This is a genomic window from Flavobacterium faecale, from assembly GCF_048320115.1.
Lineage (GTDB): Bacteria > Bacteroidota > Bacteroidia > Flavobacteriales > Flavobacteriaceae > Flavobacterium > Flavobacterium faecale_A.
In genome coordinates this window covers 279,758-296,120 of record NZ_CP182943.1, presented here as the reverse complement: position 1 = coordinate 296,120, position 16,363 = coordinate 279,758, and the positions used below count along the sequence as shown (strand labels likewise).

The following is a 16,363-nucleotide window of genomic DNA, read 5'->3' as shown; positions in this document are numbered from 1 at the left end:
TATTCTGTATTCCACCCAAATAGAGTTAAAACTTTTGGAGTAGTACATTCAGGCAGCCTCTTTAATGGATTATTTAAGGATTCTTTTTATCTTATAAAAGTATTTGTTGCTGTGGCATTCCATTGATAATCTTATATTATTAGGAGATAAGATGTTTAAGGATTTCTCTACTAATACTAAGCAACTATTTTTATTTTATAATTAACTTCTTAGTAATGACATAATTTTCATCAACAAAAAAGAATTTTACAAAATAGATGCCTGAACTAGTATTTAGGATTTTTAGGGTATTTCCTTCTCTATGGTTATTAATTAATTTACCATTTATGTCATAAACAACAATTTGTACTTTCTTATCTAATTCTATTCCTTTAAAATAAACTATTTCTCCATTTTTTATGGGATTAGGAAATATAGAAATTCTATTTGGATGTTCTAAATCAAAATCATTAGTAGATAAAATATCACATGGAAGCGATGGGTCAATAGCACCTTGAGCTCTAATCCAATCGATTTCAAAGGAAACATTTGTGTTGTTTGTTGGATCTATTCTGAATCCTTTAATTGTTTTGCCTTGCCATTCAGCGATGCTAGTCATATCGAATGAAAGTTCTTGCCAAGCACCATTACCTGTGTAATCTTGAAATACGGTTCTGGCTGTCGATATACTACCATTTTCATTTTCCCAAAAAAGCTGTACTCTAGTAATAGCAATAGTAGCTTTAATTCGAATAGTAATAGCACTAATTTGAGACCCCGACATATTTAGAAAATTTTTCTTTATAATTTGTGAGTCTGCAGTTGAGGATGTCCCTTTTAGAACACCTCCAACTTCTTGAAAATTGGTGATGTTAAGTTGGGTGTTTTCGTCAAATATATCATTATCACTATTAAATTCCAATGCGAAATCTGCTGCAGAATTAGCATTTCTACATAATTTTTCTTCCTCTTTATTGTATAGTCCATCTCCGTCATCGTCTATTGCAGGAATACAGTTATGAGTTGGGTCAATGGCGTTATTAGCACGAATCCAGTCTATTTCAAAATTGATTCCGGATTTATTTGTAGGGTCAATGCGTAAACTAGCAATAGTTTTTCCTTGCCATTCAGGATTAGTAGACAAGTCTAAAATTATTTCTTGCCAAGTACCATTTGCAGTATAATCTTTAAATACTGTTCTAGTTGCACCAAAAGTACCATCTTCATTTTCCCAAAACAGTTGTACTCTATTAGAGGTTGTAGTATTTAATTTAATTCTAAGGGTTATTGTATTAATTTGAGACCCCGACATATTTATAAAATTTTTCTTTATAATTTGTGAATCTCCAGTTGAAGTTCTTCCTTTTATAACACCGCCAATTTCTTCAAAGTTAGTAATATTAACTTGAGTACTTCCGTCAAAAATAGGACTATCACTGTTAAATTCTAGAGCAAAATCAGAGGCTGAATTTGCATCTCTGCATTGATCAATTTCAGTTCCATCTAAAATACCATCACCATCAGAATCTTGAACAACTAAGGTAGAGGATGCACTATAAGATGTAGTGAAATCAGAACCTAGTTTTATTGAATTAATTTGGACATTTGCTGAAGAAGCAGTATTAATATTTCCTATGTTAGATTCATGAAAGCGTAAAATTAATTTTTTAACTTTAGTAAATATATCAAACTGATTATCTTGTCCTATTCTAATATTTTGTATATCGCTAGAGGTATAAGTTCCAACGCTAAATGAATTTCCATTTTCATTCACAATAATAACTTCTACTTTTGGACCAGTATAATCAATACTCATGGTATTAAAGTATTCCCAAACTTGCCTTACAGGTAGTACAATTTCATAATCAGTATACCCATTTATTCCGTTTCCATTATTTCCTACGGTAAAATCTATTTTAGAATTTGAATAAGAAAAGGTAGGTACTGTTAGATTGTCTGTTGAAACGGCATTATCTCTAGAGTCATTTCCCGCCCCATAATCAATTAAGGTAACTTTATTAACGATTTGTCCCCATGAAGCTTCAGGGCAATTTCCCGATACACATATAAACGTTCCATTACTTTGGTATTTGTATTCACGTCCAAATTGCCTTTGAAAAAATTCAGTATTGGTTTGGTTTGTTATATGTTTAAAATAAAATGTATTGTCTTTAATAAAGTAGGCTTGACTTGTTGATAATTTTAATTCGGACATAGTATTTACTCTAACAGCATTTCCAGCATAAGCGGTAGAAGGTAAATTTAAATATGCTACAATTGCACTTTCTGAATTGTTAGTTGCTCCATCAATTGAGGCCACCATGAAGTTAGGTAATTTATGATATTGAAAATAATAATTATATCCTAAATCATTTGTAATTACTGGAGTATCAAAATACTGCTGTTGTGTTTGAACATCAAATACTGCATGAGTTGACTTATCTGGATATTCAGTTATAGAATATCTAGGGGTAAAGGCATTAGTTTCTTTGTCTGTGAAATCTATATCTTTAAAATAATTGTATGTTTTTGTTTGCGTAATCCAAGCTCCCCATTCGGGTTTTTGAATAACATCAGTCATTTGCGTATTAACACCTTTTTCATAAAGATTTTTACCATTAGGGTTAGCCGAAATGATAGGTGTAATTCTTGCACCAGGGTAGCCAGTTAAACTTCCATCTTCGTCTATAATACCACTTAAAAACATATAACTAAGCCATGAATTATTACCAAATTCAAATTTAGCTTCTTCTTGTACACCAGGTCCAAAAGTAACCCCCCTAGCAAAGTGATTGGTAGATTTTCGTGATGCCCCATTGGTTTGAAAACAATATGCTTTAGCACCGTTTAAATCAAAACCATCAAGATGAGTATTTACAATTCCAGAAGGACCATCGTAGATACTATGTCCTCTAAAGGCATTAGCAAATTGGGTTAAAGGTCTGTCTGGAAAGGGTAGTGTTCTTCCAGCTTCAATTTCGCTTGCAGATGTTGGAGTGCCAATATTAGCTGATTTACCTACAATCAATGAATTAAATAATGTTTGATTATATGAAAAGAAATCCGCACGTCCATTGTCTCCAAAAGCACAATCATAGAAATTCATTTTATTGGCTCTAATCCATACATTCCTGTCCACAGATTTATACCCTACAAATCGATTGATATTTGGAATAAATTGGCTTCCATCTGGGTTTTGTGGTCTATAATGCCCCGTAACAATTTCTTCAGTGGTTTTGTCAATTCCACCGTCAATTCCCCAGCTAAAAAGACTTGAATGAGATTTATTATCGTCAAAAATACCCATAGGTTGAATTCCAGGTTTATAACTAGTAACTACATTGTCTAAAACTTCACTTAATATTAGGTGCCAAAAACCAGAACCATCTGAGCCTGCAGAAACGTTTCCAATAAAATCATTATTAGGGTTAGTTATCCAAAAAGTTGCAGGAAATGCTTCAGGACTGGCCCCTCTGTCTGCACCAATTCCTAAATCATGAGGTGTAGTTTCTTCTCCTACCTTAGGTCTTTTGCACAAAATACCTAAATTGTTTTTGAATAGATTCCCCGTTTCATTACCGTCTTCTAAAAAAAAGCCATGACCAATAAAATCAAAACCTACATTGCCTTCTACTACGGTATTATTAGTCCCGTGAACGGTAATAACTCTATTGTAAGAGGTATGTATCCCAGCATTTTTTATGTATTGTCCATTTCCATTTCCTAGTTTGTGCCAATGCCACGGATATTTACCAACTTGAGATTTTTGTCCCATTCTGTACAACTCAATGTTATTGGCTTTAGAAGTTGAACCACTCATAGACATGATGTGACCGCCATAACCATTTGAATCACTCGAAGCATCACCTTGAATTTTTAAATTATGTGTTAATAAACCAACTTCGGATCTTTCATCTAAAATAAGATCTTTTGTTCCGTTATTGTAAATTTGTTCAACACCAAAATGCATGTATACTAAAGGAGCATCTAGTGTTAAAACCAAACCGTTTACTGCTATTATCTTTCTTTTTTCGGCTTGATGTGGATTAAAATCTGTTGATGCAATTACTATTTCATCGCCAACTTCCCAATCGATAGTTTCTTTTAAAGTTATACTGGTTGCTCCTGCTTGAGCTGTAACATTTAATTGGGTCCAACTCTTTTTGTCTTTACCATGAAGTTCTAATCTTCCGTTAGCCATAACACCAATTAATTTTGATCCCATTACTGGACTACTAACCATCAATATCTCAGAAGGGTCTGTGCCTGTAAGCGTTATTAGCCCTTTCCCTAAATATCGAGAAGCAACACTGCCTATTTGTAATAGACCACCATCATGAATCATAATGCCTTTAGTAGTCAATTCAAAATTTGTTGTCAGACTCAATGGGCTTAAAATTCCATCTATCATAACACTTCTTGCTGTCATGTTTCCTGATAAGGTTACTCTAATTCCCGCTGGAATTGTAACATCATCTAACGAAGTAGGGATTTGATTTGTACTCCAAGTAGCAGTATTGTTCCAATCACCATTTGAAATTGCAGTTATTGATGTTAAAGCAATAGGCATACAATTATATTTAGAGCTTATAAGCTCCTTTTTTTTAGGATTTGCTTTGAATGAAACAATTATGAAAGTAACGCATAAGAGAACACTACAAAAAAGGATTTTTTTCATAAACTTTATTTATTTTGGTTTGTATTGAAAAAGTGGTTAGTTTTTTCAAAATTGATTATAAAATATCAAAAGTGCATCCTGTTGTTTCTGTATAGTTTAATGTGATTTATAGGTGTTTTTTCTTGTGTTTAATTGTTTTGTGTGAAAAGTTGTTGATAGAAAATAAATGGCATTATTTTTCAGTTTTAAATCGATACGCATAGGCGCTTTCTCTAACAGGGTTTAGAGGTTTCCATTTTCCGTTTTCAAAATATTTTACCCAACCAACATCCCAAGTTATGTAGTAATGAGAATTGGGTTCTAATATGGGGAAATCTTGGAATACAATTTCTTTTTTGCCTTCGAATTCGCTATTTTGGTCTAAATCTTTCGACCAAATAATTTTAGGGTCGCCATATTTTTGTAAACGAATTGATTTTCCTTGAGTGTTAGAAAAAGAGATTTTATCTTTAAATACAAGTGTTAGTTTTTGGTTAATTGCTACATTAGCACTCATGTATTTAGGAACTGTTTTGGTTAAACCGTCACATATTTTGTCGTACCCCCAATCTCTTTTTATTTTGCCAGTGGCCATATTCCACTCCTTGTCATTTTCAAAACCATGTTTTTTTGTATAGGTATTCCATGTATTAACAAGTTCGCTGAGTTTTATTGAATTACTTCCAGCTAGGTTATTTAGTTCAGTAGGATCTTCCTTTAGATTATAAAGTTCAAAGGGGCTATCATAATAGCTAACTAATTTCCAATGATCTTTAATAATGCCTTTTGAACGATAAAAAGTAGATACGAAAAATTCTTCTGGCTCAAATTTTTCGTTTTTTAGTAGAGAAATAAAACTCTTGCCCATTAATGCTTTTTTGTCATCTGGATATTTTGCGCCAGCTAACTCTAGAAAAGTGGGGTATAAATCCCATAATCTAAGCATTTCAGAATTAATGCTATTCTTCTTCAACTTTAACCCATTAGGCCAATGCATTACCATTGGAGAACGAATGCCACCTTCGTGGCTGGCGTGTTTATAATAACGAAAAGGGGTGTTGCTTAACGTTGCCCATCCGTAATTTGTGGTAAATCCAGTACCTCTATTTTCTTGACTCCATGGTAAAGCAGTTCTATTGGTGTGTAAACCTGCGTAGCATCCTCCATTGTCAGAAATAAAGATAATGATGGTGTTGTCCAGTTGGCTATCAGTTTTATTGCCATCTTGATTGGGATCTTCAATAAACGAAATAATTCTACCTATATTTTCATCAAGATTATCGACCATGCCCGCATAAGCACTTCTTGATAAGGCTTCAAAATCTTTTTGTAAATCCCAAGAATTGTTAGAATTTTCAGGAAGTAAATCCCATTCTGGAATTTCAACTCCTTGTTCAGAGAGATTTACCTCTTTATCGATGATCCCCATTTTTTTCATCCGTTCCAGTCGGTCATTTCTTAATTTATCCCAACCTTCTTTATATATGTTAACCCCGTTTTTTGGGTCATAAAATTTTCTAACATTTTTTTCAGGAGCATCTAATGGGCTGTGAGGGGCATTATAGGCTACAAAACTAAAAAAAGGTTTGTCGGAATTAATGGCTTCTTTCATGTATTTAATAGCGTAATTTGTAAAGTCTTTAGTGGCATAAAAGTCTTTTGGAAGCTCAGTATTAGGGAAAGTTTTACCATCATTTTGCCATTGGGCATCACCTTGTCCTGTAAAACTATTTATTTGTCCACCAATAAATCCATAGAAATGATCAAAACCAAAATCGGTGTTAGGATTTCCAATTTTGAGCCCTGGCATTCCATGATTTTTACCAACGATACTCGTTGCATACCCTTGTTCTCTTAATAATTTAGCGATGCTAATTCCATTTGGGAAATTATTCTTCCCCGCAGCTATAAATTCCATTCCAGAGAGCAGTGCAACTCTACTGGTGACACACATTGGTGACACATAAAATTTGTTGAAACGCACACCATTTTCTGCTAATTGATCAATTTTAGGAGTAGGTATTTCTCCTCCAAAACAACTGATATCGCTGTATCCTAAATCATCTGCAACAATTAAAACGATGTTTGGTTTTTTATTTTGACAATTGATGTTTTGTGAATAGCAATTGATGAAAAAAAGTATGTATAAATAATGAATTTTTGAATGCATAATTTTTTGAATAAGATGGATTGATGTTATATTTAATATACCAAGAAAAACAAAAAGAAGAATTTTATTTGAGAATTGTATCCTGTTGAAACCTGTGAGGGACAACAGTTTTTAGCCCTGTTAAAGCAGGATGCTTTATTAGGTGGCTTTGTAGTATTTTTGAAACTAAACTAAAATTAATTGTATGTCTATTATTAAAATTCGATCTTTAAACACTTTAGTAATAATTTATTTTGCATCACTATCTTGTAACAGTCAAGAGAAATTTACAAAACATGTAAAAAATGAAAAGCAATTAAATGTAGTACTCATCTTGCTAGATGATCAAGGTTATGATACTTCTGTTGATGGAACAAAAGGAATCAATACTCCAGTTTTTGATGCGTTTTCGAAAAGTGGTATGCGTTTTACAAATTCGTATGCTTCAGTTCCTTCTTGTTCTCCAAGTAGAAGTTCTATCAATACAGGTATGTTTCCACATGCCAATGGACATTGGAGAAACACTATTACACCTAAGTTAAGTGATCCTGATGTGTTTTTCGGGACAGAATCTAAAACAGTAGATGCGGTTGGGGTTCACGAATATATAAAAACACTTCCCGAGATTTTAAAAGAAAACGGATTTTTTACTGCAATCACTCAAAAATTTCATATGAGTCCACCATGGAAATTTCCATACTCAGACAGAAACCCTGTACATAATAATCCTAAAGAATATAAAAAAGTAATTGCTGAATTTATTGATAAATCGGGAGATCAACCTTTCTTTTTTCAAGCTAATATTTCGCCTCCACATAGAAATTTTGATGCAAATATGAATGAATTTCCTGAGTTTATGGCTGATCCAAACGCTATAACGGTTCCAGATTATTTGCCAGATACACCATTAATGCGAAAAGATTTGAGTAAATATTTTGGCTGTATACAATTGGCAGATGCTTGTGCAGGAGCTATTATTGAAACATTGAAAGCTAAAGGGGTTTATGAAAACACACTTATTATATTCACTTCAGATCAAGGGCAACCGTATCACAGGGCAAAAGCTTCTGCTTATTCTGAAGGATTACATGTTCCTTTTGCTGTTGTTGGGCCAAATGTGAGTAAAGCAAATGTTTCTGAAGCTTTAATTTCTCATGTCGATATAATGCCTACAATTTTAGATTTCTTGCATCTTCCCATTCCTGAAACAGTTCAAGGTAAATCGTTGCTTCCAGTTTTTTCGGGTAAAGAGAAAAGTGTAAATGGCAGAAAATATGTTTTTGGAGAGCATAATTCTCATGGGCCAAATCCTAAGGAGCATTATCCTAGTCGTATTATTTTTGATGGTCAGTTTTATTTTATTAAAAACTTAATGCCTAATAAAGATTATTTGCTTCCTGCAGATTTAAGCGATGTTAAAGGTTGGAATAATAGAAGTTATGAGGCTACCGTAAATGCTCAATTTACACATCCTAAGCAGTATAATCTTTTAAGGTTGTTAGAATCAGGAAGACCTGCGGAAGAACTTTATGACATGAAAAACGACCCTTATCAGCTTGTCAATTTAGCGGAAAACGAAAAGTACAAGGCTAAAAAAGAAGAGTTACTTAAAGCTTTAATTCTTTGGAGAAACGAAACGGGAGATGTTGCTGATAATCCTGCAAAAATAAAGGCAAGGCAGGTAAGTCAATAAAGTATCCACAGAAACGGCAGGATGGTTTTTTGTTTTTAACTAACTAATTTCGAATTAAATATTAATTTAAAAAAAATCTTTTAATTATGAAAAAAATTACTCTTTTAATTACAATTTTATCTTTATGTAGTTTTTCAACAAATTATGCTCAAACGGCCAATACAGCAAATTATCAAATGTATTTTTCTTTTGATGATAATCTTACAGATACCTCTGGTAAAGCTGTTGTATTAAATCCTAAAACCGCAGCTGTAGTAGATACTTATATCGCAGGTAAGTTTGGTAAAGCAGCATTGTTTGATGATAAGCCTTACATAACATCTAATAGTACATGGGAATCTGGGAATTCTTATAGTATTTTAATGTGGGTTAAATTCAATAGCTTAACCTCTGCGTTAGGAACTCCAAAAATAATACATCAAGAAGATATAGGATCTGGTTATCTAGCAGGAAGACCGCTTCAGTTAGCAACACCATCTGCACCTCAAGGAATAAGAGTAAATACATCTTTTGGTGAAGTAGTAACGAATTCATCCGCTAATCCAGTTGTCGATACATGGATTCATGTCGCTATAGTTATGGATAAAACTGCTGAAACTGTTAAAATGTACATTAATGGAGTCGAAGATGTAAGTACTACTATTGGGAATAATTTGAAAGTTTCTAACTTTACAAATAATGCTCAATTATCAATTGGTGTTAATAAAGCCTCTACTACAACAGGTTTATTAAATGCCTATATTGATGATTTTGTGATTACTTCTGAGGTGTTAAGTGCTACAACTATAAATAATATCATGTTGTATGGAGCAGCAACTGGTGGAGCTCAATTAGGGACTTCGGATATTGTTGCGCAATCAAGTGTTGTTTATCCAAATCCTTCAAATGGTATCATTACAGTTTCAGGAGTAGAAGTGACTTCGTTAGCAATATTTAATTTATTAGGTGTAAAAATTGTAAGTTCAAATAGCCAAACAATTGATACTAGTACATTAGCTAAGGGGAATTATCTTCTTATGATTAATACAGATAAAGGTTCTACTACGAAAAAAATTAGTGTAAACTAAAAACGATAACCTGTTTTTGTGTTTCAAAAGTGTTGTAAGGATAAAATGTTAAAACGGATTTCAAACAGTAGTGAATTTAGGTTTACTACTGTTTTTTTCTTAGACCTTTCGAGATTAGATTTTTGGTTTTTTAGGGGGGTATATTGTTTTGTGCAATTTTTAACGGTTTTTTATATATCATATTAGTCTTTTAATGTTTAAGCTTTTATCTTATGTAGATAGGTGGTTTTTTTATTTGTAATCTGTGAATCAGTTTTTTGCATGTGTTTTAAGCTGTTAGAACAGAAGATATAGTGTATTGCAACAGATACGACAGGATGCTATTGTATTAATAATTTGTTAATATTGTTATAGTTGAAAATGCCCACTATTAATTAAGATTAACTAACTAAAAATTAAACTATGAAATTTATTAATTATTTGAATGTCTTAAAAAAGACTTTGTTCATATTCTTAGTTATGACTTCTTTTGGAAGTTATGCTCAAGGAGAAGTTGTTAAAGGAATTGTTAAATCTTCAGATGGTTTTCCTTTGCCTAGTGTTACCGTTATGGAAAAAGGAAAGACAAATGCTGTAGTCACCGATTTAAATGGAAATTACACAATTACTTTATCTCCAGGACCTAAGGTTTTGGTGTATTCTTATATCGGGTTTTTGAATGTAGAGAAAATAGTAAATGGAGCGGCAACTGTTAATGTTACTTTAAAAGATGATGTACAATCATTGGAAGAAGTTGTTGTGATTGGTTATGGAACTCAAAAGAGAGGTGACTTAACTGGAGCAATTAGTTCTATTAAAAGTGCCGACATAAAAGATCATGTTTTTACTAGTGTTAGCCAAATATTACAGGGACAATCTTCGGGTGTATTTGTAAATGAAGATTCTGGAGAACCGGGTGCAGGTATTTCTGTGAATATTAGAGGTATAAATAGTATTAGTGGAAGTACGCAGCCACTATATGTATTAAATGGTATTCCATTAGGATTGGATACTCAAGCTGATGGAGATTTGTATTTTACAGCTACGAATCCATTAGCATCTCTTAATCCTGATGATATTGAAAGCATTGAGGTGTTAAAGGATGCGTCTGCAACAGCAATTTATGGTGCTAGGGCAGGTAATGGTGTTGTTTTGATTAAAACAAAAGAAGCTACTATTGGGAAAACAAAAATTAATTCCTCTTTTAGAACCTCTATTTCGAGTATTGGAACTCCTTATGAATTAATGTCTGCTCAACAATATGCTCAATTTAGAAATGATGCAGTAGTGCTTCAAAACCCACAATTTACTTTTCAACAATTAGTTGATGATAATAAAATAGTATATGATGGTAGAAATGAATTAAGACCTTTGCCTCAAAATGCTGGGCAAGGAACTAATTTTATGGATGCCATTTTTAGAGATGGTGTAAACCAAACAGTCAATTTTAGTATTTCAGGAGGTACAAAATCCTTATCACAATTATTATCTGTAAATTATAACCAAAATGAAGGGAATATTATAAATTCTGAATTTAAGAGGGTTAACTTGAGATACAATTCTAAAATGCAAGTAGGGGAGCGTTTCATGCTTACATCTGACATACAGTTAAATTATTCTAGAAACCAACGTGCTCAAACAAGTGCAAGAACAGGATTGTCAGGTGTTGTTTTTACTGCGATGAGAATTAGTCCGTTTGTTCGATTATATGATGATGCTGGGGAGTTAAATCAACTTGATGATAATGAACTTTTAATAACGAATCCAGTTGTAGAAGCGACACAATCAGATAATGTACAAAAAGATAAAGGGTTGATTTTTTCTACTAATGGTGTTTTAGATATTACAAAAGATTTAAAGTGGACTAATCGAATTGGTTTTAATTATGGGATGAATACTAATCAAGTTTTTAACAATAAAAAAACGCAACAAGGTATCAATAATAATGGACGATTGTTTCTTGCTGAAAATGAGTCAAATAGATTTACTGCCGAGTCATTTTTAAATTATACGAAACGTTTTAATGACCATAATTTTAATGCAACAGTAGGTGCTAGTTACACAGATGTAACAATTTTTAGAGGTAGGGAAGAATATACAGATTTTACATTTGATGATTTAGGACCAGATGCCATTCAATTAGCTAGATTATCGTCAAAGTATTCCACTGACAAATCGAATAACTATATCAAATCATTACTATTTAGGTTTAATTATTCTTACAAAGGGAAATACACTTTTACCGCTACTGGGAGAAATGACGGTGATTCAAAATTTAGTCAAGGTGAGCCTTGGGGATTCTTTCCTTCTGCAGCCATCTCTTGGGATGTGAATAAGGAAGGTTTTATGAAAACGATTAAAACAATATCTCAACTTAAATTTAGAGCTTCTTATGGTCAAGTTGGTAGTTCTATAGGTGTGGCACCTTACTCTACTCTTGATACTTATGATATTGGTAGAATTGGTTTGACTGATAATTCAATATATACAGGTACTTATTCATCAAGAATTGCAAATAAAAACCTTACTTGGGAAACGAGTACTACGCTAAATTTAGGTTTAAATCTTAATTTCTTTAAAAATAGATTGAGAACTACAGCTGATGTTTATGAGAGAATAACAGATAATTTATTAAATAATTTACCTATTCCTCGACAAAATGGTTTTGGTACTTTACCTGTTAATGATGGTAAGCTCGAAAATAAAGGGGTTGAGTTTGATATTGCCTATGATATTTTTAAAAGCAAAAATTTTACATGGACATCAAAATTTAATTGGACAAAGAATATAACAACATTGGTTGAATATGGTACAAATGAATATATTGATGGTCCAGGAATAGGCGCAAACTTTTTCCAGATTAATGCTACAAGAACATTTCCTAATCAGCAATTAGGCTTGTTTTATGGATACAAGGCAATTGGGCTAATACAACCAAGTGATTTAGTAGATTATCCTAATGGTAATTTTAATATTAGAACAGAGCCTGGATTTGATTCAAATGGTAATCCAGCTGATATGCCTGTTATAGTTACAACCGTTCGTAATAATAATGGAAACGGTAACCCTGGACAAAATGCTCCTGGATTATGGAAATTTGAAGATGTCAATGGTGATGGTATAATCAGTATTGAAGATAGACAAACTATTGGTAACCCTAATCCTGATTTCTTTTTTGGATGGAATAATCAATTTCAAATTGGAAATTTTGATGTTTCTATTTTTATTCAAGGTTCGTATGGTAATGATATCCTTAATCTTAATAAAGCTTTTATAGGTTCTGGTTGGAGTGGTGCTAATGGTAGTACGGATTATTATGCGAATAGATGGACCTTAGATAATCAACATAATGATATTAATTACCCTAGTTTAAATGGTCCTACAGGTATTAATGTTCCAAATTCAGCCTACATAGAAGATGGCTCTTATGTTAGAATTAAAAACTTAAGTGTAAGGTATAATTTTAGAGATATTAAATTCTTTTCAAATGCTTCTATAGTTTTTACAGGAACTAATCTGTTAACTTTTACAAAATATTCTGGACCAGACCCAGAGGTGAGTACGAACGGAAACGGTGCTTTGAATAGAGGTATTGATTATGAAGCTTATCCAAGACCTAAAGTGTATTCTTTAGGTGTGAATTTATCATTTTAAAATAAAAAACTATATCTTATGATACTTAAAAAAATAGTCATTTTCGCAATAATTTTAACAGGATTTTCGTCTTGTAACACAGATTTAAAGGAAGAGATATACTCTGAATATAGTGGTTCTAACTTTTATAATAATGAAGAGCAATTACAAGCTCAAAACATTGGTATTTATGCTGCATTTGGACATGTTGTTTGGGAACAAGATATGTTTTACTTAACCAGTATGATGAGCAGATATGCTACATCTAGGGATGCTGGAAATGCTAGATTTGCATCTTATGAAACACCAGAGGATCAGCCTTTTAGGTACGAACGTTTATGGAATGTAGGTTATTCAGCTATAGCAAGAGCTAATACTGTTATTAAATATATTCCATTGTCTGAATTCTATGCAGAAAATCCTGTTGTTGCAAATCAATATCTAGCGGAAGCAAGATGGATGAGAGCTTATACTTATTTTCAACTAACACAACTATTTGGAGATCTTCCATTGTATACGGAACCAGTAGAATCTGCGGATCCAGAACTTCTATTTAAGGCAAGAAGTTCAACAAAAAAAGTGTACGATTTAATTATTGAAGATTTAATATTTGCTAATGAGAACTTACCAGTTAAATGGACTAAAACAGGAACAGGAAGGGTTACTAAAGCTGGTGGAGCTTTTTTACTAGGTAAAGTATATTTAACTTCTGCAGGGTTACCGTTGCAAATAACAGCAAATTATCAAAAAGCCATTGATGTTTTAAAACCATTAGCAGATAACCCTGCTAATTATAATGTAGCTTTAGCTTTAGGACAAAACTGGAAAGACATATTCAGTATAAGTAATGAAGGAAATAAAGAAATTATTTTTGCTCATGGTAATGTGTATGAAAACTTTCTTGGAGCTGTACTTCCTTTTTGGTCTAATCCGCAGTTTAGTACTTTAGGAGGTGTTCAAGCTGCTAATGGAAGTAGTTATCTTATTGCTTGGCATCCAAATATGTTGGATCTTTATGAAAGTAGCGATATTAGATTAAGAGATGGTTTTACATATTCTTATACTGATAAAAGAAATGGAAACACTATTACCTATTCAAAAACTCCTCTTGTTTCAAGAGGTGCTAATTATGAAGGAAGAAACGGTATATGTTCTACAAAATATATTGATGGTGGTGCTCAGGAAATGTAATACACACAAAAGATCATATCGTATACAGATATGTAGATGCTTTTTTAATGTTAGCTGAAGCCTATAATGAAAATGGAACTCCTGCAAGTGCACTACCATACCTTAAAATAGTTAGAGATAGAGTAAATGCAAGTCAAATTACAACAACAAATCAAAGTGCTTTACGAACTATTATTAGAGAAGAAAGAACAAGAGAGTTGTATGCTGAGATGGGAGAACTATTTGACTTAAGAAGATGGGGAACATCAGAGCAAGAATTTAAGAATCATTTATTAAGGTTATGGAGAAACCCTAACATAGGTTGGGATAATAAGTATGTTTTATGTCCTATACCTCCTGTTGAAATCGCCAAAAATCCAAATTTAAAACCTAATAATCCTGGATGGGAATAATCCAATGTTTTTGGAGGAATTATAATGAAATTTATGATTGTTTATAAAACAACTAGTTAAGATTTATAAAAAATGCGTTGGGTGTAATTATCGAAATACTAATTACATTCAGCGCATTAATAAAAATAAGAAATGAGATATATGTACTTAAACTTACTTTTGATAGTAATGCCATTTATACCTTGTAGTTCACAAAGTGTAAATTCAAATGAAGCAACAAGTCAAAAATTATCTAATCTTGTTATTGTTCTTTCTGATCAGCATTCTGCTGATATGGTAGGTGCTTATGGTAATAAAGAAATCATTACCCCTAACTTGGATAAATTGTCTAGTGAAGGGATGTTACTAGAAAATGCCTATTCAAGCCAACCTGTATGCACGCCTTTTAGAGGTATGTTAATGAGTGGTTTACATCCGTTAAAAAATGGCGCCTTTGTTAATGATGTTCCTTTATTGCCAAATAAAACAAAATTATTGGCACAAATTTTAAAAGAAAAAGGGTATCAAACAGCCTATTTTGGGAAATGGCATTTATTGGGAGGCAATAGAGATAGACCAATACCTAAAGAATTGACTTATGGTTTTGATACGGTTTTGACTAATAATTGTCATACCGATTTTAGAGCAGGGAAAGCATTTTTTTGGAATAAAAACGGAGAAAAAGAGTTTTTTAATGAGTGGGAACCTTATGGACAAACACGTCAAGCAATTGATTATTTGAAAGATATTGATAAGTCTAAACCATTCGCTATCATATTATCATTACATCCTCCTCATGATTGGGGGAAGTTTAAAGGAGAAGATGGTAAAATGCACTATAGATATGATACCATTGATGAATTAATGAATTTGTATAATCGTGATTCTATCACTCTACGTCCAGGGCTAGAAGATACTCCTGATAGAAGAAGAATGTACCATGGTTATATGGCTGAAGTAACGGGAGTTGATATTGCCTTGGGGAGATTAATGGGGCAGTTAAAAAAGATGCAGGCAGAAGATAATACACTGATTGTTTTTTCAGCAGATCATGGCGATATGCTAGAATCACACGATGCTATTTTACCAAAACAATACCCTCATGATTATTCAAATAAAATACCTTTCATTCTGAAATACCCTAAGAAGATTAAAAAAGGAATTAGATCAAAAACATTTTTTGGTACCTTAGATATTTTACCTACTCTCTTAGGATATTTAGATATTGATTCTAATCAAGATTATGATGGTAGGGATTTATCCAAAACATTAGAAAAAAGTAAAATTAATAGAGAAGATTATGTACCACTTTGGGTCTATCAATTGGGTGGGGTTAACGCTATTAATTGGCGTGGTGTGGTTACCGAAGATTATACATTTTCAATGGATGAAGATAAAAACCCTATTACAAATACATTATTTGACAGGAAAAAAGACCCTTTTCAGTTAAATAATTTGTTTAATAACCCGAATTATACTGTTGTTAAAGAACGTCTTGAAAAACTAACATACCAATGGATGCATAAGTATAAAGATGATTTTTATGGTCCCAAAGATTTTAAATCAGTTCAGCCAAAAGAAACTTGGTCGTACAATTATACTAAAAGCCCAATGGATCTTTTTGAAAAGAAAGCCAGATAATAA

Annotated in this window: 8 protein-coding genes; 6 read left to right on the top strand and 2 right to left on the bottom strand. The window is 32.5% G+C overall.

The window, feature by feature from the left end; translation table 11 throughout:
* Window positions 1-190 precede the first annotated feature (190 nt).
* Both ACNH59_RS01220 and ACNH59_RS01215 read right to left on the bottom strand, forming a co-directional pair.
* The gene (locus tag ACNH59_RS01220; RefSeq protein WP_418263638.1) at window positions 191-4,549 is read right to left on the bottom strand and encodes a G8 domain-containing protein; all 4,359 of its coding nucleotides are present in this window, start codon (window positions 4,547-4,549) and stop codon (window positions 191-193) included.
* Between the two features lie 280 nt (window positions 4,550-4,829).
* A complete protein-coding gene (locus ACNH59_RS01215) occupies window positions 4,830-6,806 on the bottom strand; it encodes an arylsulfatase (RefSeq protein WP_418263637.1) in 1,977 nt (658 codons plus the stop codon).
* 184 nt (window positions 6,807-6,990) lie between these two features.
* On the opposite strand from ACNH59_RS01215, the gene ACNH59_RS01210 reads away from it, so the two are divergent.
* The 6 genes from ACNH59_RS01210 (at window position 6,991) to ACNH59_RS01185 (ending at window position 16,360) form a co-directional block, all read left to right on the top strand.
* On the top strand, window positions 6,991-8,478 hold the full coding sequence (locus ACNH59_RS01210; protein WP_418263636.1) for a sulfatase: 1,488 nt from the start codon (window positions 6,991-6,993) through the stop codon (window positions 8,476-8,478).
* A gap of 86 nt (window positions 8,479-8,564) precedes the next feature.
* Window positions 8,565-9,545, top strand: a complete 981-nt coding sequence (locus ACNH59_RS01205; RefSeq protein WP_418263635.1) for a LamG-like jellyroll fold domain-containing protein — start codon at window positions 8,565-8,567, stop codon at window positions 9,543-9,545.
* A gap of 402 nt (window positions 9,546-9,947) precedes the next feature.
* Window positions 9,948-13,178 (top strand): SusC/RagA family TonB-linked outer membrane protein, encoded by a 3,231-nt coding sequence (locus ACNH59_RS01200; RefSeq protein ID WP_418263634.1) that lies wholly within the window; start codon window positions 9,948-9,950, stop codon window positions 13,176-13,178.
* An 18-nt stretch (window positions 13,179-13,196) separates the two neighbouring features.
* On the top strand, window positions 13,197-14,348 hold the full coding sequence (locus ACNH59_RS01195) for a RagB/SusD family nutrient uptake outer membrane protein (protein WP_418263633.1): 1,152 nt from the start codon (window positions 13,197-13,199) through the stop codon (window positions 14,346-14,348).
* Complete coding sequence (locus ACNH59_RS01190) at window positions 14,348-14,740, top strand: RagB/SusD family nutrient uptake outer membrane protein (RefSeq protein WP_418264911.1); 393 nt, start codon at window positions 14,348-14,350, stop codon at window positions 14,738-14,740. The genes ACNH59_RS01195 and ACNH59_RS01190 overlap by 1 nt, the downstream gene beginning before the upstream one ends.
* 132 nt (window positions 14,741-14,872) lie before the next feature.
* Window positions 14,873-16,360 (top strand): sulfatase, encoded by a 1,488-nt coding sequence (locus ACNH59_RS01185; RefSeq protein WP_418263632.1) that lies wholly within the window; start codon window positions 14,873-14,875, stop codon window positions 16,358-16,360.
* The last annotated feature ends 3 nt before the right edge of the window (window positions 16,361-16,363 follow it).